This window comes from Streptomyces sp. NPDC004065, assembly GCF_044903565.1.
Taxonomy (GTDB): domain Bacteria; phylum Actinomycetota; class Actinomycetes; order Streptomycetales; family Streptomycetaceae; genus Streptomyces.
Genome location: NZ_JBJDQT010000001.1, coordinates 656,937 through 680,926, shown reverse-complemented (window position 1 = coordinate 680,926; position 23,990 = coordinate 656,937). Strand labels below are relative to the sequence as shown.

At 71.0% G+C, this 23,990-nt stretch carries 17 protein-coding genes; 11 read left to right on the top strand and 6 right to left on the bottom strand.

Annotated elements, in window-relative coordinates:
- Nucleotides 1–129 precede the first annotated feature (129 nt).
- The 8 genes from rplK to ACI2LW_RS03000 all read left to right on the top strand — a co-directional run bounded on the left by rplK (nt 130) and on the right by ACI2LW_RS03000 (nt 12,044).
- Nucleotides 130–564, top strand: a complete 435-nt coding sequence (gene rplK, locus ACI2LW_RS03035; RefSeq protein ID WP_404729327.1) for a 50S ribosomal protein L11 — start codon at nt 130–132, stop codon at nt 562–564.
- Nucleotides 565–672: 108 nt separating this feature from the next.
- On the top strand, nt 673–1,398 hold the full coding sequence (rplA, locus tag ACI2LW_RS03030) for a 50S ribosomal protein L1 (protein ID WP_404729326.1): 726 nt from the start codon (nt 673–675) through the stop codon (nt 1,396–1,398).
- A gap of 207 nt (nt 1,399–1,605) precedes the next feature.
- Nucleotides 1,606–2,544, top strand: coding sequence for a hypothetical protein (locus ACI2LW_RS03025; protein WP_404729325.1), 939 nt, complete (start codon nt 1,606–1,608; stop codon nt 2,542–2,544).
- A gap of 343 nt (nt 2,545–2,887) precedes the next feature.
- Nucleotides 2,888–3,418, top strand: coding sequence for a 50S ribosomal protein L10 (gene rplJ / locus ACI2LW_RS03020; RefSeq protein ID WP_404729324.1), 531 nt, complete (start codon nt 2,888–2,890; stop codon nt 3,416–3,418).
- Between the two features lie 117 nt (nt 3,419–3,535).
- Nucleotides 3,536–3,922 (top strand): 50S ribosomal protein L7/L12, encoded by a 387-nt coding sequence (gene rplL / locus ACI2LW_RS03015; protein ID WP_404729323.1) that lies wholly within the window; start codon nt 3,536–3,538, stop codon nt 3,920–3,922.
- A gap of 166 nt (nt 3,923–4,088) precedes the next feature.
- Nucleotides 4,089–4,289 (top strand): hypothetical protein, encoded by a 201-nt coding sequence (locus ACI2LW_RS03010; RefSeq protein ID WP_404729322.1) that lies wholly within the window; start codon nt 4,089–4,091, stop codon nt 4,287–4,289.
- A 273-nt stretch (nt 4,290–4,562) separates the two neighbouring features.
- Nucleotides 4,563–8,048, top strand: a complete 3,486-nt coding sequence (gene rpoB / locus ACI2LW_RS03005; protein ID WP_404729321.1) for a DNA-directed RNA polymerase subunit beta — start codon at nt 4,563–4,565, stop codon at nt 8,046–8,048.
- A 96-nt stretch (nt 8,049–8,144) separates the two neighbouring features.
- Complete coding sequence (locus tag ACI2LW_RS03000; RefSeq protein ID WP_404729320.1) at nt 8,145–12,044, top strand: DNA-directed RNA polymerase subunit beta'; 3,900 nt, start codon at nt 8,145–8,147, stop codon at nt 12,042–12,044.
- An 83-nt stretch (nt 12,045–12,127) separates the two neighbouring features.
- Here ACI2LW_RS03000 and ACI2LW_RS02995 read toward each other — a convergent pair whose 3' ends face one another.
- From ACI2LW_RS02995 to ACI2LW_RS02970, 6 genes are all read right to left on the bottom strand, one after another.
- The gene (locus ACI2LW_RS02995) at nt 12,128–13,885 is read right to left on the bottom strand and encodes a M48 family metalloprotease (protein ID WP_404729319.1); all 1,758 of its coding nucleotides are present in this window, start codon (nt 13,883–13,885) and stop codon (nt 12,128–12,130) included.
- Nucleotides 13,886–13,936: 51 nt separating this feature from the next.
- Nucleotides 13,937–14,518, bottom strand: a complete 582-nt coding sequence (locus tag ACI2LW_RS02990) for a Pycsar system effector family protein (RefSeq protein WP_404729318.1) — start codon at nt 14,516–14,518, stop codon at nt 13,937–13,939.
- Nucleotides 14,515–15,999 (bottom strand): PE-PGRS family protein, encoded by a 1,485-nt coding sequence (locus tag ACI2LW_RS02985; RefSeq protein ID WP_404729317.1) that lies wholly within the window; start codon nt 15,997–15,999, stop codon nt 14,515–14,517. Before ACI2LW_RS02985 ends, ACI2LW_RS02990 begins: the two co-directional genes overlap by 4 nt.
- Nucleotides 16,000–16,030: 31 nt before the next feature.
- Complete coding sequence (locus ACI2LW_RS02980; protein WP_404729316.1) at nt 16,031–18,181, bottom strand: hypothetical protein; 2,151 nt, start codon at nt 18,179–18,181, stop codon at nt 16,031–16,033.
- A 137-nt stretch (nt 18,182–18,318) separates the two neighbouring features.
- Entirely contained in the window at nt 18,319–19,491 is a 1,173-nt protein-coding gene (locus tag ACI2LW_RS02975; RefSeq protein WP_404729315.1) for a hypothetical protein, read from the bottom strand.
- Nucleotides 19,492–19,685: 194 nt separating this feature from the next.
- Nucleotides 19,686–20,408 carry a Crp/Fnr family transcriptional regulator gene (locus tag ACI2LW_RS02970; RefSeq protein ID WP_404729314.1) on the bottom strand — a complete coding sequence of 241 codons (723 nt, stop codon included), beginning with the start codon at nt 20,406–20,408 and terminating at the stop codon, nt 19,686–19,688.
- 482 nt (nt 20,409–20,890) lie between these two features.
- On the opposite strand from ACI2LW_RS02970, the gene rpsL reads away from it, so the two are divergent.
- From rpsL to fusA, 3 genes are read left to right on the top strand one after another with little or no spacing between them, the layout of a single operon-like run.
- Nucleotides 20,891–21,262 (top strand): 30S ribosomal protein S12, encoded by a 372-nt coding sequence (gene rpsL, locus ACI2LW_RS02965; protein ID WP_003948652.1) that lies wholly within the window; start codon nt 20,891–20,893, stop codon nt 21,260–21,262.
- Nucleotides 21,263–21,264: 2 nt separating this feature from the next.
- Nucleotides 21,265–21,735, top strand: a complete 471-nt coding sequence (gene rpsG, locus ACI2LW_RS02960) for a 30S ribosomal protein S7 (RefSeq protein WP_003998848.1) — start codon at nt 21,265–21,267, stop codon at nt 21,733–21,735.
- Nucleotides 21,736–21,773: 38 nt separating this feature from the next.
- On the top strand, nt 21,774–23,900 hold the full coding sequence (fusA, locus tag ACI2LW_RS02955; RefSeq protein WP_404729313.1) for an elongation factor G: 2,127 nt from the start codon (nt 21,774–21,776) through the stop codon (nt 23,898–23,900).
- Nucleotides 23,901–23,990: the final 90 nt, after the last annotated feature.

Below are 23,990 nucleotides of genomic sequence, written 5' to 3'. Positions count from 1 at the left end.
GGTTCCGCGACGGTGTGACCTGCCCGGTTTTCAACCGTGCATGCATACCCGCTATCGTTGTGCGGTATGCCTGTGCCCGGGTGGCCCCCGGGAGCGGGCAGGACCCGAATCGAAAGGACCCGGAGAGCAATGCCTCCCAAGAAGAAGAAGGTCACGGGGCTCATCAAGCTCCAGATCCAGGCCGGTGCCGCCAACCCGGCTCCGCCGGTCGGTCCGGCGCTGGGTCAGCACGGCGTCAACATCATGGAGTTCTGCAAGGCCTACAACGCCGCGACCGAGTCGCAGCGCGGCTGGGTCATCCCGGTGGAGATCACGGTCTACGAGGACCGTTCCTTCACCTTCATCACCAAGACGCCGCCGGCCGCCAAGATGATCCTCAAGGCCGCGGGCGTGGAGAAGGGCTCCGGCGAGCCGCACAAGACCAAGGTCGCCAGGATCACCCAGGCGCAGGTCCGTGAGATCGCCCAGACCAAGCTGCCCGACCTCAACGCCAACGACCTGGACGCCGCCGCGAAGATCATCGCCGGTACCGCGCGTTCCATGGGCGTCACCGTCGAGGGCTGAACCCACCCGTAGTACGTATGCGGCCGTGATCGCCCGATCGCGGCGCCGCACGTGGCAGGGCCTGCTCGGCCCGTACCACGACTCCTTTCAGAACACACAGGAGCAGTAGTGAGCAAGCGCAGCAAGGCCCTTCGCGCTGCGGACGCCAAGATCGACCGGGAGAAGCTGTACGCCCCGCTCGAGGCCGTCCGTCTCGCCAAGGAGACCTCCACGACCAAGTTCGACGGCACCGTCGAGGTCGCCTTCCGCCTGGGTGTCGACCCGCGCAAGGCCGACCAGATGGTCCGTGGCACCGTGAACCTCCCGCACGGCACCGGCAAGACCGCCCGGGTCCTGGTCTTCGCGACCGGCGACCGTGCCGAGGCCGCGCGTGCCGCGGGCGCCGACATCGTCGGCGCCGACGAGCTGATCGACGAGGTGGCGAAGGGCCGTCTGGACTTCGACGCCGTCGTCGCCACTCCGGACCTCATGGGCAAGGTCGGCCGCCTCGGCCGCGTCCTCGGCCCCCGTGGTCTGATGCCGAACCCGAAGACCGGCACGGTCACCCCGGACACCGCCAAGGCCGTGTCCGACATCAAGGGCGGCAAGATCGAGTTCCGTGTCGACAAGCACTCGAACCTGCACTTCATCATCGGCAAGACGTCGTTCGACGACACCAAGCTGGTGGAGAACTACGGCGCGGCGCTGGAGGAGATCCTCCGTCTGAAGCCGTCCGCCGCCAAGGGCCGGTACATCAAGAAGGCCGCCATCACCACCACGATGGGCCCCGGCATTCCGGTCGACCCGAACCGCACCCGCAACCTCCTCGTCGAGGAGGACCCGGCCGCGGTCTGAGCCCCACGGCTCGCCTGAAGTCGGCGACGAGCCCCGCAACCGTTCCGGTGCGGGGCTCGTCCCTTTTTCTGTGGAACTCCTGTACGACGCGGCAGGAGACGCGGGTACGAGGGGACGTGCGCGCAACGCCTTCTGCGCCGGTTCCCGGACGGCTGTCAGTGCGCTGCGCTAGCGTCGGGACACAGCAATCGCATAGGGGTGGGACGAATGAAGAGCAGGACCGTGCGCCGTATCACGCTCTCGATCGCGGTGGTGACCGCGCTGACGGGTGTGGCCGCCTGCGGCTCCGGGGGCTCGGACAAGGGCGACGGCGCGGCCGGGCAGGGTGTGACGCACGTGAGCCCCGTCGCGGCCCTGCGCTCCGCCGAGACGTCCACCGACAAGGCGGACTCCGCCAAGGTCGAGGGGACCACCACGATCGGCTCGATGGTGTCCATGAAGGCGCAGGGGGCGCTCGACTGGGGCCACGGCCTGACGGGCCGGCTGACGCTCACCTACACGGGCGGCACGATGGCGGAGACCATGCGCAGCAAGGCCGGCATCACCTCCATGGAGGCCCGGTACCTGCCCGACGCGTACTACGCGCACATGAGCGACACGTTCGCCGCCCAGGCCGGCGGCCGGCACTGGCTGCGGTACGGCTACGACGACCTGGGCCGGCTCGCGGGCGGCTCCGGCGCCTATCTGAAGGACCAGCTGCAGAACACCACGCCGAACCAGTCGGTGAAGCTGCTGCTGGCCTCCGGCGACGTGAAGAAGGCCGGTGAGGCCACGGTGCGCGGGCAGCACACCACGCACTACGCCGGCACGGTGAACGTGGCGGACCTGGCGACCCGCAGCTCCCACCTGCCGAAGGACCAGCTCGACCAGCTGAAGAAGCAGCTCTCCCAGGCGGGTGTCACCACCGAGAGCGTCGACATCTGGATCAACGACAAGAACCTGCTGGTGAAGAAGGTCGAGAAGGCCGACATGACGGCCGGCACCATGGTCAGCACCGCCTACTACAGCGACTACGGCGTGAAGGTCTCGGTGACCGCGCCGCCGGCCGGCGACACCAGGGACTTCAAGGACCTGATGAAGTCGCAGGGGACCGTCACGGGCGGCACCGGCACCGGCACCGGGACCGGCACCGGCACCGGCTCCTGAGCGGCCGCGCACCGCGCGGGGCCGGGAGGAAGCCGGGGGTGCCCGGCCCCGGCCCGCGCGGGCGGATTTGCCCGACGGCGACCCGTTCCCGTACTCTCCTACAGAAGCCAAAGACCGCTGGTCGTTGCCGTGCGCTCACGCGAGGGCGCGGTGGCCGAAGGATCCGCTGAACTGCGGACGACCCGCGTAGGTGACTGTGGAAGAACTCCCGGAGTCCGTGCGCCTCAGACGCGTGCCGCCCCGGTCGAGTCCGCCCCGTGCGCCTGCGCCGGGGCGTTTCGTTTTCCCCAGTCCTCCTTCGGGTCCGCGCGGTCCGAATCACCCGGAAGGAGGCCGAGGCTCTATGGCGAGGCCCGACAAGGCTGCCGCGGTTGCCGAGCTGACGGACAAGTTCCGCAACTCGAGCGCCGCCGTGCTGACCGAGTACCGCGGTCTCACCGTGGCGCAGCTCAAGACGCTGCGCCGGTCGCTCGGTGAGAACGCCCAGTACGCCGTGGTGAAGAACACGCTGACCAAGATTGCGGCCAACGAGGCCGGGATCTCCACGCTCGACGACCTGTTCAACGGTCCGACGGCGGTCGCCTTCGTCACCGGTGACCCGGTGGAGTCGGCGAAGGGTCTCCGTGACTTCGCCAAGGACAACCCCAACCTCGTCATCAAGGGCGGTGTCCTTGACGGCAAGGCGCTGTCCGCCGACGAGATCAAGAAGCTTGCGGACCTCGAGTCCCGCGAGGTTCTGCTCGCCAAGCTGGCGGGCGCCATGAAGGGCAAGCAGTCCCAGGCTGCCGCGCTCTTCCAGGCGCTCCCGTCGAAGCTCGTCCGCACCGTGGACGCGCTGCGCGCCAAGCAGGCCGAGCAGGGCGGTGCCGAGTAACTCGGCTCGCTTTCTGACTCACGCCGCCGCACGGCGGCAGGGGTCACAGCGGGCCGACGTACGCCCGCCATTCATGTACATCCGGCACCAGCCGAATTAGTGGAAGGATCGCCCGTCATGGCGAAGCTCAGCCAGGAAGACCTGCTCGCGCAGTTCGAGGAGATGACCCTCATCGAGCTCTCCGAGTTCGTGAAGGCCTTCGAGGAGAAGTTCGACGTCACCGCCGCCGCCCCGGTCGCCGTGGCCGCCGCCGGCGCCCCGGGTGCCCCGGCCGCCGAGGCCGCCGAGGAGAAGGACGAGTTCGACGTCATCCTCTCCGGCGCCGGCGACAAGAAGATCCAGGTCATCAAGGTCGTGCGCGAGCTGACCTCCCTCGGCCTGAAGGAGGCCAAGGACCTGGTCGACGGTGCGCCGAAGCCCGTCCTGGAGAAGGTCAACAAGGAGCAGGCCGACAAGGCGAAGGAAGCCCTCGAGGGCGCCGGCGCCTCCGTCGAGGTCAAGTAAGACCTTCGCGGACCGGCCGCGTCTCCGCGCGGCCGTACGCGTGCCGTAGACGGCCCGGCAGGGCTGTAACGCGAACGCACCGAAGAGCGATCATCCATCCGGGTGGTCGCTCTTCGGCGTTCCCCGGGGTGGCTGTGGCGGCCTTGCACCCGGGACGGGGACGGGTATGGTGATCTTCGCCGTACCTCGAGAGGCCCCCGGCGGCAGGCTGCAAGAGACGACGCAAGTGACGATGGCAGCATCCGGTTTGGGCATGGGGGGCCTTGACGAACTGCACGCAGCGCGCAATTCTCAGGACGCGTCGTCACAAGGATCCGAATCCGAGGCATGGATCGACGGCGAAGAGGGCAGTATCAACGTGCGTTGAAGGCAGCATGCCGCAGGCGGTGACGACAACGAGGGTCTCAAGGGTTCTCGGAAACCCGCACTGGACATCAGTGTGCCAAGTGGCTACACTGACCCTTTGCGCTGCCTGTTAGCTGTCCCCTGCCCGTCACCAGGGGCCTGCCCTCGCTCGAGCATCGACGACCAGACCGCACCTGACCTGGCCCTTCGGCCACTTCAGGCACCGTCTGTCCCGTTGCCCGGGGGAGGGGCCGGTACGCGCGTAGTGAGTCCGAGCCCTCGGAAGGACCCCCTCTTGGCCGCCTCGCGCACTGCCTCGACCGCGAATACGAACAACGGCGCCAGCACCGCCCCGCTGCGCATCTCCTTTGCAAAGATCAAGGAGCCCCTCGAGGTTCCGAACCTTCTCGCGCTGCAAACCGAGAGCTTCGACTGGCTGCTCGGCAACGACGCGTGGAAGGCTCGCGTCGAGCAGGCTCTGGAGAACGGTCAGGACGTCCCCACCAAGTCCGGTCTGGAGGAGATCTTCGAGGAGATCTCCCCGATCGAGGACTTCTCCGGGTCGATGTCGCTGACGTTCCGGGACCACCGCTTCGAGCCGCCGAAGAACTCCATCGACGAGTGCAAGGAGCGCGACTTCACGTACGCCGCCCCGCTCTTCGTCACCGCCGAGTTCACCAACAACGAGACCGGTGAGATCAAGTCCCAGACGGTCTTCATGGGCGACTTCCCGCTCATGACGAACAAGGGCACCTTCGTCATCAACGGCACCGAGCGTGTCGTGGTGTCCCAGCTGGTCCGTTCCCCCGGTGTCTACTTCGACTCCAGCATCGACAAGACGTCCGACAAGGACATCTTCTCCGCCAAGATCATCCCGTCCCGGGGTGCCTGGCTGGAGATGGAGATCGACAAGCGCGACATGGTCGGTGTGCGCATCGACCGCAAGCGCAAGCAGTCCGTCACCGTCCTGCTCAAGGCGCTCGGCTGGACCAACGAGCAGATCCTCGAGGAGTTCGGCGAGTACGAGTCGATGCGCGCCACCCTGGAGAAGGACCACACCCAGGGCCAGGACGACGCGCTCCTCGACATCTACCGCAAGCTGCGTCCGGGCGAGCCGCCCACGCGTGAGGCCGCGCAGACGCTGCTGGAGAACCTCTACTTCAACCCCAAGCGCTACGACCTCGCCAAGGTCGGCCGGTACAAGGTCAACAAGAAGCTGGGTGCGGACGCCCCGCTGGACGCGGGCATCCTGACCGTCGAGGACATCATCGCGACGATCAAGTACCTGGTGAAGCTGCACGCCGGCGAGACCGAGACCACCGGTGACTCCGGCGAGACGATCGTCGTCGAGACCGACGACATCGACCACTTCGGCAATCGCCGTCTGCGCAGCGTGGGCGAGCTCATCCAGAACCAGGTCCGCACGGGTCTGGCCAGGATGGAGCGCGTCGTGCGCGAGCGCATGACCACGCAGGACGTCGAGGCGATCACGCCGCAGACCCTGATCAACATCCGGCCGGTCGTCGCCTCCATCAAGGAGTTCTTCGGCACCAGCCAGCTGTCCCAGTTCATGGACCAGAACAACCCGCTCTCCGGGCTGACGCACAAGCGGCGTCTGTCCGCGCTGGGCCCGGGTGGTCTCTCCCGTGAGCGGGCCGGCTTCGAGGTCCGTGACGTGCACCCCTCGCACTACGGCCGCATGTGCCCGATCGAGACGCCGGAAGGCCCGAACATCGGTCTGATCGGCTCGCTCGCCTCCTACGGCCGGGTCAACGCGTTCGGCTTCGTCGAGACCCCGTACCGCAAGGTCATCGACGGCCAGGTCACCGACGAGGTGGACTACCTGACCGCCGACGAGGAGGACCGCTTCGTCATCGCGCAGGCCAACGCCACGCTGGGCGACGACCTGCGGTTCGCCGAGGCCCGCGTCCTGGTCCGCCGCCGTGGCGGCGAGGTCGACTACGTCAGCCCCGAGGACGTCGACTACATGGACGTCTCGCCGCGCCAGATGGTGTCGGTCGCGACCGCCATGATCCCCTTCCTCGAGCACGACGACGCCAACCGTGCCCTCATGGGCGCGAACATGATGCGCCAGGCCGTCCCGCTCATCAAGAGCGAGGCCCCGCTCGTCGGCACCGGCATGGAGTACCGCTCCGCGGTCGACGCCGGCGACGTGGTCAAGGCCGAGAAGGCGGGTGTGGTCCAGGAGGTCTCCGCGGACTACATCACCACCGCCAACGACGACGGCACCTACATCACCTACCGGCTGGCCAAGTTCGCCCGCTCCAACCAGGGCACCTCGGTCAACCAGAAGGTCATCGTCAACGAGGGCGACCGCGTCATCGAGGGCCAGGTCCTCGCCGACGGCCCGGCCACCCAGAACGGCGAGATGGCGCTCGGCAAGAACCTGCTGGTCGCGTTCATGCCGTGGGAGGGCCACAACTACGAGGACGCGATCATCCTGTCGCAGCGCCTCGTGCAGGACGACGTCCTCTCCTCGATCCACATCGAGGAGCACGAGGTCGACGCCCGTGACACCAAGCTCGGCCCCGAGGAGATCACCCGGGACATCCCGAACGTCTCCGAGGAGGTCCTCGCCGACCTCGACGAGCGCGGCATCATCCGCATCGGCGCCGAGGTCATCGCCGGCGACATCCTGGTCGGCAAGGTCACCCCGAAGGGCGAGACCGAGCTGACCCCGGAGGAGCGCCTGCTGCGCGCGATCTTCGGCGAGAAGGCCCGTGAGGTCCGTGACACCTCGCTGAAGGTGCCGCACGGCGAGACCGGCAAGGTCATCGGTGTGCGCGTCTTCGACCGCGAGGAGGGCGACGAGCTGCCGCCGGGCGTGAACCAGCTGGTCCGCGTCTACGTCGCGCAGAAGCGCAAGATCACCGACGGTGACAAGCTCGCCGGCCGCCACGGCAACAAGGGTGTCATCTCCAAGATCCTGCCGATCGAGGACATGCCGTTCCTGGAGGACGGCACCCCGGTCGACATCATCCTCAACCCGCTGGGCGTCCCGTCCCGGATGAACCCGGGACAGGTCCTGGAGATCCACCTCGGCTGGCTCGCCAGCCAGGGCTGGGACGTCTCCGGCCTGGCCGACGAGTGGGCCCAGCGCCTGCAGGCCATCGGCGCCGACCAGGTCGACCCGCGCACCAACGTGGCGACCCCGGTCTTCGACGGTGCCCGCGAGGACGAGCTGGCGGGTCTGCTCGAGCACACCATTCCGAACCGCGACGGCGACCGCATGGTCCTCCCGTCCGGCAAGGCGCGGCTGTTCGACGGCCGCAGCGGTGAGCCGTTCCCGGACCCGATCTCGGTCGGCTACATGTACATCCTGAAGCTGCACCACCTGGTCGACGACAAGCTGCACGCCCGCTCGACCGGTCCGTACTCGATGATCACCCAGCAGCCGCTGGGCGGTAAGGCGCAGTTCGGCGGTCAGCGGTTCGGCGAGATGGAGGTGTGGGCACTCGAGGCCTACGGCGCCGCCTACGCCCTCCAGGAGCTGCTGACCATCAAGTCCGACGACGTCACCGGCCGCGTGAAGGTCTACGAGGCCATCGTCAAGGGCGAGAACATCCCCGAGCCCGGCATCCCCGAGTCCTTCAAGGTGCTCATCAAGGAGATGCAGTCTCTCTGCCTGAACGTGGAGGTGCTGTCCAGCGACGGTATGTCCATCGAGATGCGCGACACCGACGAGGATGTCTTCCGCGCCGCGGAGGAGCTCGGCATCGACCTGTCCCGGCGCGAGCCGAGCAGCGTCGAAGAGGTCTGACGGGAGTCCGGCGGGCCTCCTGACCAGGAGGCCCGCCGACCCCCAGGCCCCCGTTTCAGACCACAGACTTACGACCCTGAGAGGGATTGACGCATAGTGCTCGACGTCAACTTCTTCGACGAGCTCCGGATCGGCCTGGCCACCGCTGACGACATCCGTCAGTGGAGCCACGGCGAGGTCAAGAAGCCCGAGACCATCAACTACCGCACCCTCAAGCCCGAGAAGGACGGCCTCTTCTGCGAGAAGATCTTCGGCCCCACCCGGGACTGGGAGTGCTACTGCGGCAAGTACAAGCGCGTCCGCTTCAAGGGCATCATCTGTGAGCGCTGTGGCGTTGAGGTCACCCGCGCCAAGGTGCGCCGCGAGCGGATGGGCCACATCGAGCTGGCCGCCCCCGTCACGCACATCTGGTACTTCAAGGGTGTCCCGAGCCGGCTGGGCTACCTGCTCGACCTGGCTCCCAAGGACCTCGAGAAGGTCATCTACTTCGCCGCGTACATGATCACGTACGTCGACGAGGAGCGCCGTACCCGCGACCTGCCCTCGCTGGAGGCCCATGTCTCCGTCGAGCGCCAGCAGATCGAGCAGCGCCGCGACGCCGACCTGGAGGCCCGCGCCAAGAAGCTCGAGGCGGACCTCGCCGAGCTCGAGGCCGAGGGCGCCAAGGCCGACGTGCGCCGCAAGGTGCGCGAGGGCGCCGAGCGCGAGATGAAGCAGCTGCGCGACCGCGCCCAGCGCGAGATCGACCGTCTCGACGAGGTGTGGACCCGGTTCAAGAACCTCAAGGTCCAGGACCTCGAGGGCGACGAGCTGCTCTACCGCGAGCTGCGCGACCGCTTCGGCACGTACTTCGACGGCTCGATGGGTGCCGCGGCGCTGCAGAAGCGCCTGGAGTCCTTCGACCTCGAGGAGGAGGCCGAGAAGCTCCGCGAGATCATCCGCACCGGCAAGGGCCAGAAGAAGACCCGCGCCCTGAAGCGGCTGAAGGTCGTCTCCGCGTTCCTGCAGACCTCCAACAGCCCCAAGGGCATGGTCCTGGACTGCGTCCCGGTCATCCCGCCGGACCTGCGTCCGATGGTGCAGCTGGACGGTGGCCGCTTCGCGACCTCCGACCTGAACGACCTGTACCGCCGTGTCATCAACCGCAACAACCGCCTGAAGCGGCTTCTCGACCTCGGCGCGCCCGAGATCATCGTGAACAACGAGAAGCGCATGCTCCAGGAGGCCGTCGACGCGCTCTTCGACAACGGCCGCCGCGGCCGCCCGGTCACGGGCCCCGGCAACCGTCCGCTGAAGTCGCTGTCCGACATGCTCAAGGGCAAGCAGGGCCGCTTCCGCCAGAACCTGCTCGGCAAGCGCGTCGACTACTCGGCGCGTTCCGTGATCGTCGTCGGCCCGCAGCTCAAGCTGCACCAGTGCGGTCTGCCGAAGGCGATGGCGCTGGAGCTGTTCAAGCCGTTCGTGATGAAGCGCCTGGTCGACCTGAACCACGCGCAGAACATCAAGAGCGCCAAGCGCATGGTCGAGCGCGGCCGCACGGTCGTGTACGACGTGCTGGAAGAGGTCATCGCGGAGCACCCGGTTCTGCTGAACCGTGCGCCCACCCTGCACCGCCTGGGCATCCAGGCCTTCGAGCCGCAGCTGGTCGAGGGCAAGGCCATCCAGATCCACCCGCTCGTGTGCACCGCGTTCAACGCGGACTTCGACGGCGACCAGATGGCCGTGCACCTGCCGCTGTCCGCGGAGGCGCAGGCCGAGGCCCGCATCCTGATGCTGTCCTCGAACAACATCCTCAAGCCGGCCGACGGCCGTCCGGTGACGATGCCGACCCAGGACATGGTCCTCGGTCTGTTCTTCCTCACCACCGACGGCGAGATGCGGGACGTGAAGGGCGAGGAGCGCTCCTTCTCCTCCGTGGCCGAGGCGATCATGGCGTTCGACGCCGGCGAGCTCTCGCTGCAGTCGCGCGTGGACATCCGCTTCCCGGTGGGCACCATCCCGCCGCGCGGCTGGACCCCGCCGGCCCGCGAGGAGGGCGAGCCGGAGTGGCAGCAGGGTGACAGCTTCCGGCTGAGGACCACCCTGGGCCGCGCGCTCTTCAACGAGCTGCTGCCCGAGGACTACCCGTTCGTCGACTACGAGGTCGGCAAGAAGCAGCTCTCCGAGATCGTCAACGACCTCGCCGAGCGCTACCCGAAGGTCATCGTGGCGGCGACGCTCGACAACCTGAAGGCGGCCGGCTTCTACTGGGCCACCCGTTCCGGCGTCACCGTCGCCATCTCCGACGTCGTCGTTCCCGAGGCGAAGAAGGAGATCGTCCGCGGCTACGAGGCGCAGGACGAGAAGGTCCAGAAGCAGTACGAGCGCGGTCTGATCACCAAGGACGAGCGCACGCAGGAGCTCATCGCGATCTGGACCAAGGCGACCAACGAGGTCGCCGAGGCGATGAACGACAACTTCCCGAAGACCAACCCGATCTTCATGATGGTGAACTCGGGCGCCCGAGGGAACATGATGCAGATGCGTCAGATCGCCGGTATGCGCGGTCTGGTGTCGAACGCGAAGAACGAGACGATCCCGCGGCCCATCAAGGCCTCGTTCCGTGAGGGTCTGTCCGTGCTGGAGTACTTCATCTCCACGCACGGTGCCCGTAAGGGTCTGGCGGACACCGCTCTGCGTACCGCCGACTCGGGTTACCTCACCCGTCGTCTGGTCGACGTCTCCCAGGACGTCATCATCCGCGAGGAGGACTGCGGCACCGACCGCGGCCTCAAGCTGCAGATCGCGGAGGTCGACGCGGACGGCGTGCTGCGCAAGGCGGACAACGTCGAGACGTCCGTGTACGCGCGCTGCCTCGCCGAGGACATCGTGGTCGACGGCCAGGTGCTGGCCCCGGCCGGCACCGACCTGGGCGACGTCCTCATCGAGGAGCTCGTCTCCCGCGGCGTTTCGGAGGTCAAGACCCGCTCGGTCCTGACCTGCGAGTCCGCCGTCGGCACCTGCGCGATGTGCTACGGCCGTTCGCTCGCCACCGGCAAGCTGGTCGACATCGGTGAGGCGGTCGGCATCATCGCCGCCCAGTCCATCGGTGAGCCCGGCACCCAGCTGACGATGCGTACCTTCCACACCGGTGGTGTGGCCGGTGACGACATCACCCAGGGTCTGCCGCGTGTCGTCGAGCTCTTCGAGGCCCGTACCCCGAAGGGTGTCGCCCCGATCTCCGAGGCGGCCGGACGTGTCCGGATCGAGGAGACCGAGAAGACCAAGAAGATCGTCATCACCCCGGACGACGGCAGCGACGAGACGAGCTACCCGATCTCGAAGCGCGCCCGTCTGCTGGTCGGCGAGGGCGACCACGTCGAGGTGGGCCAGAAGCTCACCGTGGGTGCCACCAACCCGCACGACGTGCTGCGCATCCTGGGCCAGCGGGCCGTCCAGGTCCACCTGGTCGGCGAGGTCCAGAAGGTCTACAACTCGCAGGGTGTGTCGATCCACGACAAGCACATCGAGATCATCATCCGGCAGATGCTGCGCCGTGTGACGATCATCGAGTCCGGCGACGCCGAGCTGCTGCCCGGCGAGCTGGTCGAGCGCTCGAAGTTCGAGCAGGAGAACCGTCGTGTGGTCCAGGAGGGCGGTCACCCGGCCTCCGGTCGTCCGCAGCTGATGGGTATCACCAAGGCCTCGCTGGCGACGGAATCCTGGCTGTCGGCCGCCTCCTTCCAGGAGACGACCCGAGTCCTGACGGACGCGGCGATCAACGCCAAGTCCGACAGCCTCATCGGCCTCAAGGAGAACGTCATCATCGGTAAGCTCATCCCGGCCGGTACGGGTCTGTCCCGCTACCGCAACATCCGGGTCGAGCCGACCGAGGAGGCCAAGGCCGCGATGTACTCGGCCGTCGGCTACGACGACATCGACTACTCGCCGTTCGGCACCGGCTCCGGCCAGGCCGTTCCGCTGGAGGACTACGACTACGGTCCGTACAACCAGTAGGCGGGCAGCCGCTTGAAGCGGTGAAGGGCGGTCACCCCGTGCGCGGGGTGGCCGCCCTTCGGCGTGTCCTGCTGCGGGGCCCCTCAGCGCCGCAGCCGCAGATAGGGCTCCAGGGCGCCGAGCCGGGTCTCGTGATCGGGGTGGGTGGACAGCAGACGGTCCAGGGTGCCGGGCTCCCGCAGCTTCTCCCCCCGCGCCACGGCGGCGGCCTTCGCCGTCTCCTCCTCGGTGCGGAAGTGGTGGATCACCTCGGCCAGCCGCCCCGCGAAACCGAGCTCGGCGGCCTGCTGGTCGGCGCGCAGCTCGCCGCGCCGGCCGGCGTAGGCCAGCAGATAGGGCGCGGCGACAAGCGGGATCGTGATGTACCAGGCGCCGAGGAACCCGGCGACCACCGTCATGCCGATGAAGAGGTACACGAACCCGGCGGCCACCGCTGAGAACGCGCCCGCGACGACGATGGCCAGCCGGGCCAGGCCCCGCATCACCGCCCAGGCGATCCGCCCGGGCAGCGAGTACCAGTAGCCCAGCAGACCGGCCCAGGCGTGGCCGCCGGTGTGGTGGCCCAGCTCGTGGGCGAGGACGGCGGCGAGGTTGGCGCTCGGGATGCGGTCGAGGGCGTAGGTGGTGACGCCGACGACGTGTCCGGCCACGGCGACGGCGTTCAGCTCGTCGCTGTTCTCCACCATCAGCTCGTAGGTGTGCGCCTCGATGCCCGCCCGCGCGGTGACCTCCCGCCACACCCGCTCCAGCCGGGCCCGCTCCTCGGGCGTGGGCGCGCGCAGCTTGAGCACGTGCCGGGCGAACGCCAGCTCGGCGGGCCGGTGGAAGACGAGGGCGCCGCTGACCACCCAGCCCGCGGTGACGATCCAGCCGAGCACGCTGCCCAGCACCCCCACCGCGATCGAGCCGACCACGGCCAGGCTGACCAGCGCGCCCGGCAGCTGCACGGCGAGGCGCCCGATCGCGGTCGCGTCGGCGCCGCGCTGATGCTCGGCGACGTGCAGCCGGGCGCCGCGGTGGCGGTAGTCGAGGTCGTCGGGGGCGGGCTCGGGGGCCGGCTCGGCAGCGGTTCCGGGGGCGGTTCCGGCAGCGGTTCCGGGGGCGGTTCCGGGGGTGGGCCCGGCGGCGGGCCGGGGCTCGGGCGCCGGTGGGCCGGCGTACGCCGCCGGGCCGGGGGCGGGCGGGTGCGGGGCCGGTGTCCCGGGGGGCATGGCGTTCGGGTACGCGGGTCCGGCGTTCGGGTACGCGGGGCCGGTGGCCGGGTGGGCGGGGGTGGCGTTGGGGCAGGAGGGCCCGCTGCCTGGGTGGGCCCGGGCGGTGTCCTGGCCCGGGTAGGCGGGTGCGGGACCCGGATACGTGGGTGGCGGGGGAGCGGCTTGTGCGGGGTCCGGGTACGCGGGCGGAGGGAGCGCGGCCTCCGGATACGCGGGGGCCGCGGTCTGCGCGCCGGGGTCCTGTGCGCCGGGGTACGGGGGAGCGGCCGGGGCTCCCGGGTACTGCGGCTCCCGCGGGGCGGTGCCCCAAGGGGCGGGCACCGGCGCGGCCGGGTACTGCGGCGCGGGGCCGGTGCCGTCCGGGTAGCGGGGCTCGTGCGCGGCGGCCGGGTACGCCGGGGCGTCCGTGGCCGGGTGGGCCGGGTGCGCCGGGTCCGCGGGGTGGGCCGGGGCGGCGTACGCGGGCGCGTCCGCGGCGCCCGGGTACTGCGGAGGCGGGGCCGGATACCGCGGGTCCGGGGCAGCCGGGCCGGGGTACGGCGGCGTGGGTGCCGCGTCCGTGAGCCGGGGCGGTTCGGCGGCAGGGGGGAGACCGGTCGGTAAGGCCCGGTCCGGGGGCTGGGACATGGAGAGGGGACTCCTTCGAAGGGGCGGGCGGGGGGACGGCGGCCGGCCGGCTCAGCCGATGAGCGGGGCGGTGGGCAGCAGCAGGGCGCCGGCGCAGAAGGCGATCAGACCGGTGCGGATCCACCGGTGCTTGGACGCGGCGATGCCGCTGGTCGCGGCGAGCGCCGCCAGCAGCCCGGCGGCGGGGTCGCGGTCGGTGTCGGCGAGCGCCTCGGCGAGCCGGCCCTGCCGTACGGCCTGCCGGATGTCGCCGAAGTAGCACAGCGGCCGGCCGGGCGCCCATGCCTCGCCGTGGCAGCGCGGCAGGACGGCGAGCAGCAGCGCGCCCAGCGACAGCGCGAGCGAGCCGGCTCCGGACCACCACACCACCGCCCCGGGCGCGGACAGCTCGCCCGGCGACCAGTCGCGGCCCGACAGCAGCCCGGTGAACAGGCCCGCGGTCAGGCCGAGCGCCGCCACCAGCACGGAGGCCTTGGCGTCGGCGCGCGCGATCTCGCCCCGCAGTTCGCCGAGCAGCCGCTCGCCCGCCCGGCCACCGGCCTCGGAGCGGGCCGCGTCGTCCGGGCCGGGCGGGGCGGGCGGGGCGGCGGTACGGCCCGGGGCGGGGCCCGGCAACGGGTCCGGCACGGTCATGCCGGGTCCGTTCCGGGGTGTTCCGGGGGCCGCGCGGCGGTGTCCGGTGCCTGGCCCGGCGGCCGGGGCACCAACGGCGCCGGACCGGGGGCCGCGGGCGGTACGGGCGGCGGGGCGAGCGCGGCCTGACCGTACGTCCCGGCGGCGGCCCCGGGCCCGGGCGCGGACGGCTGCGGCACGGCGGTGTACGGCGACTGCGGCGCCTGCTGGGGCACCTGCGGAGCCTGCGGCGTCCCGGACGGCGCCTGCGGCGCCTGCGGCACTCGGGGCGACCCGGGGTCGTACGGCGGCTGCGCGGCCCCGGCGGCCCCCGGAGCCGTGGCGCCGTACGCCCCCGGAGCCGTCGCACCCTGCGCCCCCGGAGTCCCGTACGGCGGCTCGGGGGTCCCGTACGGCTGTCCCGGAGCCCCGTACGGCGGCTCCGGGGTCGCGTACGGACCCGGCCCCGGGCCCCCGTACGGCGGCGTCGGCGGTGGTGTCTCCGCGCCCGGCGGGAGGGCCTGCGCCACGGGCGGGGGCTGGGCGGCGGCCTGGTCCTGCTGCTCGATCAGGTCGTCCACGGACTTCAGCACCGTCCGCGCCGACTCGGCCTTCTGGAAGTCCTCCAGCGTGTCGCCCGCGATCAACTCCAGCTGACTGCGGATGGAGCCCAGCTGGTCCTTCTGGAGGGTGCCGATCACCATCTTGGTGTCCATCGGGTGCTGCGCGAGATGCAGCGCCCAAGCGGCGACCCCGCCGTGCTGGAGGTGGTACTGGTAGAACGCGATCTTCTCGGCTACCAGCTGCTGCGACTGCCGCTGGCGCAGCCACTCCAGTTCGTGCTCGTGCCGGGCCTGGCGCATCCGGTACTCGTGCTCCGGGTCCAGCATCTCGGACTCGTAGCGCAGGCTGCGCTTGCGCCTGCGGTGGGCGATCGCCTCGTCGTCCAGGCGCAGCCGCACCACGCACGTCACGTCCAGTCCGGTGCCCGCGGCGAAACGGCCCTGCTCCATGACCGCCTCGAGCACCGCCTGCTCGGCCTGCGGGCTGTCCTCGATGGAGAAGCGCCGGGTGACCGGGCGGGCCAGTTGCTGGAGTTCGCGCTGGAGGCGGTCGGGCACGTTGCGCTCGCCGCTCGCCACGTAGGCGACCGGGTCGGCCACCCGCCAGGTCAGGTCGGCGGTCGCGCCGAAGGAGAACGCGTCGTCGTCGCTCGGCAGCCGCAGCTTCAGATGGACCGGGTGGCTTCCCATGTCCACCTCGTACACCGAGGTGTAGCGCCGGGTCGCCGCCTCCGCGCGGCTCGGCCGCTGCGGCGGCATGAAGACGTCGTAGGCGCCGCCCGCGGTGACGAAGACCAGCGCGTGGTCGATCGCGCCGACCTGTCTGCGGGCGACGTAGTCGAAGCGCGAGATGGGGCGCACGGTCAGCACCGGGTCGATCAGTGTGCTGTGCCGGTCGGCGTCCTGCTGCCACTCCGGCGGCCGGCGGAAGTCCGCCATGGGTCAACTCCTCGAACGAAATAGGGGACGTTCAGTGGACGGTGGGGGCGGCCGGGTGCAGCACCGTGAGCAGGTGGTCGGCCAGGGGCGGGCGCGGGCCGCCGTCCTCGGCGCGCAGCGTGCGCAGTTCGTGGTCGAGCCGCTTGCGGTCGTCCGCGGTGACCACGAGGGCCGGCAGCAGCAGTTCCAGCGCGTGCGCGGCGTCGGCGCGGCGGCCGGCGACGTGCACCCACGTGTGCAGGGCGTTCAGCGCCGCGCGGGTGTGGGCGCGGTCGCGCAGCGCGGTGCGCCACAGGGTGGCGAGATCGCGGGCGGTGTCCGCCTCGTACATGCCGCTCTCGGCGTACCAGCCCACCAGCGCGCCGTCCTCGGCGTTGTCGCAGGCCCGCACGAAGGCGGCCAGCGCCAGCTCGCGCACCGCCGGTGCGTCCTGGTACAGCAGCCGGACGAACTCCGCGAGCGTCTCGCCGCGGCGCCGGCCCGGGCCGCCGGACAGCAGCAGCGCGGCGGACTCGGTGAGGTTGTTCCGCTCGGCCTTGTTGCTCGCCGCGGCGCGGGCCCGGCCGGCCAGCGCGCCGAGCGCGGCTCCGGCGAGGTCGGGGCGGAGCGGGGCGAGCAGGCCGAAGGCGCGGATGGCCGTCCAGCGGCGGCCCCAGTGCCCGTCGGAGCACCACTGGGTGAGCAGCCGCAACACCACGGGCGCGTCCAGGAGCTGGGCGAGCGTGAGGGTACCGGCGGCGGTGACGCGCGGTCCGATGGCGCGGGAGGTGGCCCAGCGGTCGACGAGGAGGGCCATGGTCGAGGGCAGGTCGGCGGCGGCGAGCAGCGCCGTGGCCGCGGCGGCCCGGGTGCGCACCAGCGGGCGCCCGTCGCGGGCCAGCTCCCTGATCCACTCCACGAGCGCGGGGCGTGCGGAAGGGTGCCGGGTCCACACCTCGGTGAGCAGCACGCGCGCGGTGCGCTCCTCGCCGAAGCAGGCCGTGAACTGGGTGACCGGGCCCCACTCGGTCTGCTCGCCGCGCAGTTCACCGTGGGCGCGGGCCAGGGCGAGCCGGTCGGCGGCCGGCGGCCCGAACACCGGGATGTCGGGCGGTTTCCCGGGTTGCTGCAGGCCCTGGAGGTGCACGTACAGCCGGTCGGCGAGTTCGGCCGCCAGGACGTACGGCGCCTGGTCGAACACGGCCAGGGAGACGAGGAAGGCCTTGTCCCGCAGCCGCAGGTCCGGGTCGCCCAGCCAGTCGCGGCACTGCTTCTCCACCGCGGCCTGCCCGAAGTCGGCCAGCCGCGCCAGCGCCCGCTCGCTGCCGTCGTACTCGGCGAGCGCGCCGGCGAAGGCGGCGGCCTCGGCGGGCCGGGGGCCGCCGGCGAGGAACGCGGCCACCGGCTCCAGCGCGAGCAGCCGCTCGACGTCGGCGGCGTCCGGCCGGAGGCGGGACAGACGCGCCCGTACGACGTCCCGCGCGCTCGGCGGCCCCCAGGCGCACGGGGTGACGCCCGGCAGGTGGGGGGAGTTCTCGACGGTGAGGACGAGGTGGCCGTCGGCCTTCTCGAGCTGCTCGCGGGCGGCGTAGAGGTGGGTGTCGCGCAGCGGCCGGTTGCGGCTGAGCGGCAGGTCGCGCAGGACGTACCCGCCGGGCCGGGTGATCCGGCCGGCGAGCGCCCCCGGGACGGTGTCGGGGTCGAGCGCGGTGACGGCGGGCACGCCCAGCCGGTGCAGCAGCATCAGCGCGGCGGCGCCGCGGCCGGTGCCGTGCGCCCCGGACAGGACCAGCACGCGCTCCTCGCGCAGCCGCCGCAGGGCGTCCGCGAAGACGGGGCCGTCCGCGAAGACGGCGGCCAGCGCGTCCAGGTCGGCGCGGGGGATCTCCCCGGAGGCGCCGCCCGCGGTGGCGGGGGCCGCCCCGTGGTAGTGGTACTCGGTCCGGCCGCCCAGGTAGACGTCGCCGTCGACCCGCCCGCCGGACACGCCGTGCTGGGCCCCGCCGACCAGGCTGCCGCCGAAGGCCGCGGTGTCCCCGAGGATGAACCCGGGGGTGTGTGCGAACAGCTCCCGCTGCGCCGCCCGCGCCTCGTGGGTGCGCTCCTCCTCGGGCTCGGCACTCGCACCGGCGTCGGGCGTCCCGGGCGCGGCGGCCGTCGCGGAGCCGGCGGACTCGCCGGACGCCGCGGGGCCGCCTGGCACACCGGACCCGGCGGAATCCGGGGACGCGGGGGACGTGGACGACGCGGGGGACGTGCCGTACGCGCCGCCGGGTTCCGGCGGGGCGCCGGCGCCGGGCGCGCCACCGGGCATCCCCTCGGGCCCGGCCCCGGGCGCCGTCACGCGCCCTCCCCGGCCGTACCGGCCGTACCGGCCGTACCGGCCGTACCGCCGAGCCGTACGTCGCCGGTGACCTGCCCGCCGGACACACCGTGCTGATCACCGGCCACCAGGCTGCCCCCGAACCGCGGCGCCCCGCTCCCGAAGTTGAACACCACCCCGGCAGCCGCACGCCCACGCCCGCCGTCGGCGTCAGCGCCCCCCGCGTCGGCGTCACCGCCCCTTGCGGCGGCGCGGCCCCGGCCACCGTCGGCGTCACCGCCCCTTGCGGCGGCGTCACCGCCCTCGGTGGATGCCGGCCGGTCCGCTCCGCCGGAGGCGACACGCCCGGCCTCCGCCCGGCCCGGCGCCCCGGCCGCCTCCCCGGAGGCGGCGGGCAGGGGTGCCTGCGCCCCGGCCGCCTCCCCCGACGCACCGGCCCCCGCGGCCGTCTCCGCTCCGTCCCCCGCCCCCGCTGCCGAGCCGCCCCCCGAGGAGCCGGGCGCGACCCCCGGTGCCCCCGCCGCCGGGCCGCCCCCCGACGGCCCCGGCCCCGGCACCGCGGCCCGCCCCGCCCCTGCGTCCCCGCTGTCCCCTCGGTCCGCGCGGTCGTCGCGGCCCGGCGGTACCGGGCCGTGGAGCCAGGCGCGCAGTGGGCCGTTCTTGCTCGCCACCGTCACCGGGTGGAAGTCGGCGGCGGGCACGCCGGCGTGGTCGTGGCGCACGATGCCCGCGTGCACGCCCTCCGACACGCACAGCGCGAACCCGTCCGGGCGGGCCCGCAGCGCCTCGCGCAGCAGCTGGGCGTCGAGCAGCCGGCAGGCGTGGTTCAGGTCGGAGCCGACCCAGCCGCCGTGCCCGTCCACGGCGACGTAACCGTTGGCGACCACACCCCGCAGCCGGATCTGCGCCGTGCTGGAGGCCATCCGGTTGTACTCGTGCAGCTGCGCCGGCACCTCGGTCAGCAGCGCCCGCAGCAGCGCCCGTACGGAGGCGCCCGCGTCGATCAGCTCCATCACCGAGTCGCCCCGGTCCGCCCGTAACCGCCGCGTCTCCTCGATGCCCGCGGCCTCCAGCGCGAGGTCGGCGATCTCGTAGAGCTTGCGGCGCAGGAAGCCCTGCGCGACGTCGTCGCGGTCGCTGTACTTCTCGATGTCGAGCAGGAGGATCGTCCGGCTCACGGGGTCGGTCATCTTCGCCTTTCCACGGCTCGCTGGTTCGTGTGTGCGGGTGTCGTGCTGTCGTGCTGTCGTGCCCGAGGTGCCGCGCGGGGCGCGGCCGGGGCAGCAGACTGGCCCGGGGCGGGCCGGCGCCGTGAGGACGGATGACGCACCCGGACTGTGACGGTGTGCACACAGGGCCCACCGGCCCCCGGCGGGCACAGCGGTCACTCGCCTTCCCGCGCCCGCGCGATCAGCCGCAGCACGTCCGGCCGTACGATCACCAGCGCCCGCCGCCCGGTGGTGACCACACCCCGCTCGCGCAGCTCCTTCAGCAGCCGCTGCACCGCCTCCCGCGAGGCGCCCACCGACCCCGCCAGCTCCTGCTTGCTCAGCGGCACGGACAGCTCGACGCCCTCCGCGGTGCGCCGGCCGTGGCTGCGGGCGAGGTCCAGCAGCAGGGCGGCGAACCGTTCCTTGACGGTCATCGAGGCGAACTCCAGCCGCCGCCGGTCGGCCGCGCGGGTGCGGTCGGAGGCCAGGCCGAGCAGGGCGAAGGAGGCGGCGGGGGAGCCGGCCAGGAACTCCGTGAAGCGTTCCCGCTGCACGGCGACGGTGCGCACCTGCTCCAGCGCGGTCACGGTCGCCGACCGCCGCCGCCCGGTCAGCGCCGCCGACTCGCCGACCACGTCACCGGGGCCGCGCAGCGCGAGCAGCGCCTCGTACCCGTTGGCCGCCGCGGCCGTCACCTTGGTCCAGCCGCGCACGATGAACAGCACGTGCGAGGACGGTTCACTCTGATGGATGAGCACCACCCGCGGCGCGAAGGACAGCTCATGGCCGAGGGCCAGCAGCGCGTCCTGGTCCGGCTGCTCCAGCCGGGCCAGGAAGGGCACCCCGTCACCGAGGCCCTCGTCCCCCGGTTTCCCCGCCGCGCGACCCGCCGTCATCGAACTCCGCCCCCCAGGTTCCCCCGGTTGCCCCCGGTTTCCCGGCCCCCCGCTTCCCGGCCCGCGCCGCCCCGGCGTGGCCTGCCCGGCCGGGTCCCGGCGACTGCTCAACGTACTGACGCGGCGGGGCCGGGCGCGGCAAAACGGACGGGATTGCTCATTCCCGGTACGGATCCGTGTGTGGCGGGCACAATCGCGGGAAACGCGGGGAACCTGAACCTGGACAAGTCCGGCGTGTCGGGGTGGACTGCATTTGTTTTGACCGAAGTCCGTGAGGTAGGTACGCTCAGACCTTGTGCCTGGGGTGTGCCCTGGCCCTCGTGCGTGCCTTCACACCGCACCGAGAGCCGCCATCGGCCACCGTAATCCGCGCCTCTTTCTGCCTAGCGGCGGGAGTCCGCGGCATTCGACACACCCGACCGCGTGGGTCGGCGACGTTCCAGGTTAGCTGTACCCATCGGCACACAGAAACCGGAGAAGTAGTGCCTACGATCCAGCAGCTGGTCCGCAAGGGCCGGCAGGACAAGGTCGAGAAGAACAAGACGCCCGCACTCGAGGGTTCCCCTCAGCGCCGGGGCGTCTGCACGCGTGTGTTCACGACCACCCCGAAGAAGCCGAACTCGGCCCTCCGTAAGGTCGCGCGTGTGCGTCTGACCAGCGGCATCGAGGTCACGGCCTACATTCCGGGTGAGGGACACAACCTGCAGGAGCACTCCATCGTGCTCGTGCGCGGCGGCCGTGTGAAGGACCTGCCGGGTGTTCGCTACAAGATCATCCGTGGCTCCCTCGACACCCAGGGTGTCAAGAACCGCAAGCAGGCCCGCAGCCGTTACGGCGCCAAGAAGGAGAAGTAAGAATGCCTCGTAAGGGCCCCGCCCCGAAGCGCCCGGTCATCATCGACCCGGTTTACGGCTCCCCCCTGGTGACCTCCCTGATCAACAAGGTGCTGCTGAACGGCAAGCGCTCCACCGCCGAGCGCATCGTCTACGGCGCCATGGAGGGCCTGCGCGAGAAGACCGGCAACGACCCGGTCATCACGCTCAAGCGCGCCCTGGAGAACATCAAGCCGACCCTCGAGGTCAAGTCCCGCCGTGTCGGTGGCGCCACCTACCAGGTGCCGGTCGAGGTCAAGCCCGGCCGCGCCAACACCCTGGCGCTGCGCTGGCTGGTCGGTTACTCCCGCGCCCGTCGCGAGAAGACCATGACCGAGCGTCTCCTCAACGAGCTCCTCGACGCCTCCAACGGCCTCGGCGCCGCTGTGAAGAAGCGTGAGGACACCCACAAGATGGCCGAGTCCAACAAGGCCTTCGCGCACTACCGCTGGTAGTCGCTTCCCCATCGAGACCGAGAGAAGACTGAAGCCTTATGGCTACCACTTCACTTGACCTGGCCAGGGTGCGCAACATCGGCATCATGGCCCACATCGACGCGGGCAAGACGACCACCACCGAGCGGATCCTGTTCTACACCGGTGTGTCCTACAAGATCGGTGAGGTCCACGACGGCGCTGCCACCATGGACTGGATGGAGCAGGAGCAGGAGCGTGGCATCACGATCACCTCTGCTGCCACCACCTGCCACTGGCCGCTGGAGAACGTCGACCACACGATCAACATCATCGACACGCCGGGGCACGTGGACTTCACCGTCGAGGTGGAGCGCTCCCTGCGCGTGCTCGACGGTGCCGTGACGGTGTTCGACGGCGTCGCCGGCGTCGAGCCCCAGTCCGAGACGGTGTGGCGTCAGGCGGACCGCTACGGCGTGCCGCGCATCTGCTTCGTCAACAAGCTCGACCGCACCGGTGCCGAGTTCCACCGCTGTGTCGACATGATCTCCGACCGTCTGGGCGCGCAGCCGCTGGTCATGCAGCTGCCGATCGGCGCCGAGGCGGACTTCAAGGGCGTCGTCGACCTGGTGAAGATGAAGGCCCTGGTGTGGTCCGCCGAGGCCACCAAGGGCGAGATGTACGACACCGTCGACATCCCGGCCACGCACACCGAGGCCGCCGAGGAGTGGCGCGGCAAGCTGCTCGAGGCCGTCGCCGAGAACGACGAGGAGATGATGGAGCTGTACCTGGAGGGCGAGGAGCCCTCCGAGGAGCAGCTGTACGCGGCGATCCGCCGTATCACCATCGCCTCCGGCAAGGGCACCGGCACCACGGTCACCCCCGTGTTCTGCGGCACCGCCTTCAAGAACAAGGGTGTCCAGCCGCTGCTCGACGCGGTCGTGCGCTACCTGCCGTCCCCGGTCGACATCGAGGCCATCGAGGGCCACGACGTCAAGGACCCGGAGACGGTCATCAAGCGCAAGCCGTCCGACGAGGAGCCGCTGTCGGCGCTGGCGTTCAAGATCATGAGCGACCCGCACCTCGGCAAGCTCACGTTCGTCCGCGTGTACTCCGGCCGCCTGGAGTCCGGCACCGCCGTGCTGAACTCCGTCAAGGGCCGCAAGGAGCGCATCGGCAAGATCTACCGCATGCACGCCAACAAGCGTGAGGAGATCGAGTCGGTGGGCGCCGGCGACATCGTCGCGGTCATGGGTCTGAAGCAGACCACGACCGGTGAGACGCTGTGCGACGACAAGGCACCGGTGATCCTGGAGTCCATGGACTTCCCGGCCCCGGTCATCCAGGTCGCCATCGAGCCCAAGTCGAAGGGCGACCAGGAGAAGCTCGGCGTCGCGATCCAGCGCCTGGCCGAGGAGGACCCGTCCTTCCAGGTCCACTCGGACGAGGAGACCGGCCAGACCATCATCGGCGGCATGGGCGAGCTGCACCTCGAGGTGCTGGTCGACCGCATGCGCCGTGAGTTCAAGGTCGAGGCCAACGTCGGCAAGCCGCAGGTCGCGTACCGCGAGACCATCCGCAAGTCGGTCGAGAAGGTCGAGTACACCCACAAGAAGCAGACCGGTGGTACCGGCCAGTTCGGCCGCGTCATCATCTCGGTGGAGCCGATCGAGGGTGGCGACGCCTCCTACGAGTTCGTCAACCAGGTCACTGGTGGTCGTATCCCGAAGGAGTACATCCCCTCGGTCGACGCCGGCTGCCAGGAGGCCATGCAGTTCGGCATCCTCGCCGGCTACGAGATGACCGGCGTCCGCGTGACGCTGCTCGACGGTGCCTACCACGAGGTGGACTCCTCCGAGCTCGCGTTCAAGATCGCCGGCTCGCAGGCCTTCAAGGAGGCCGCGCGCAAGGCCAGCCCGGTTCTCCTCGAGCCGATGATGGCCGTCGAGGTCACCACGCCCGAGGACTACATGGGTGACGTCATCGGCGACATCAACTCCCGCCGTGGCCAGATCCAGGCCATGGAGGAGCGGGCGGGTGCCCGCGTCGTGAAGGGCCTCGTGCCCCTTTCGGAGATGTTCGGCTACGTCGGCGACCTGCGCAGCAAGACGTCCGGCCGGGCCAGCTACTCCATGCAGTTCGACTCCTACGCCGAGGTTCCGCGGAACGTCGCCGAGGAGATCATCGCGAAGGCCAAGGGCGAGTAACTCTTCCGAGTTCCAGCCCTTAGGCTTGACTCCGGAGCCTCGTGGGGCATTCCACCGCAAACGCGGGCGGAATGCCCCGGGGATCCGGGC

Coding starts and splice junctions, on each gene's coding strand:
- rplK (WP_404729327.1), top strand. CDS start 130: ATGCCTCCCAAGAAGAAGAAGGTCACGGGGCTCATCAAGCTCCAGATC.
- ACI2LW_RS03025 (WP_404729325.1), top strand. CDS start 1,606: ATGAAGAGCAGGACCGTGCGCCGTATCACGCTCTCGATCGCGGTGGTG.
- rplJ (WP_404729324.1), top strand. CDS start 2,888: ATGGCGAGGCCCGACAAGGCTGCCGCGGTTGCCGAGCTGACGGACAAG.
- rplL (WP_404729323.1), top strand. CDS start 3,536: ATGGCGAAGCTCAGCCAGGAAGACCTGCTCGCGCAGTTCGAGGAGATG.
- ACI2LW_RS03010 (WP_404729322.1), top strand. CDS start 4,089: ATGGTGATCTTCGCCGTACCTCGAGAGGCCCCCGGCGGCAGGCTGCAA.
- ACI2LW_RS02995 (WP_404729319.1), bottom strand. CDS start 13,885: ATGTCCCAGCCCCCGGACCGGGCCTTACCGACCGGTCTCCCCCCTGCC.
- ACI2LW_RS02990 (WP_404729318.1), bottom strand. CDS start 14,518: ATGACCGTGCCGGACCCGTTGCCGGGCCCCGCCCCGGGCCGTACCGCC.
- ACI2LW_RS02985 (WP_404729317.1), bottom strand. CDS start 15,999: ATGGCGGACTTCCGCCGGCCGCCGGAGTGGCAGCAGGACGCCGACCGG.
- ACI2LW_RS02975 (WP_404729315.1), bottom strand. CDS start 19,491: ATGACCGACCCCGTGAGCCGGACGATCCTCCTGCTCGACATCGAGAAG.
- ACI2LW_RS02970 (WP_404729314.1), bottom strand. CDS start 20,408: ATGACGGCGGGTCGCGCGGCGGGGAAACCGGGGGACGAGGGCCTCGGT.
- rpsG (WP_003998848.1), top strand. CDS start 21,265: ATGCCTCGTAAGGGCCCCGCCCCGAAGCGCCCGGTCATCATCGACCCG.
- fusA (WP_404729313.1), top strand. CDS start 21,774: ATGGCTACCACTTCACTTGACCTGGCCAGGGTGCGCAACATCGGCATC.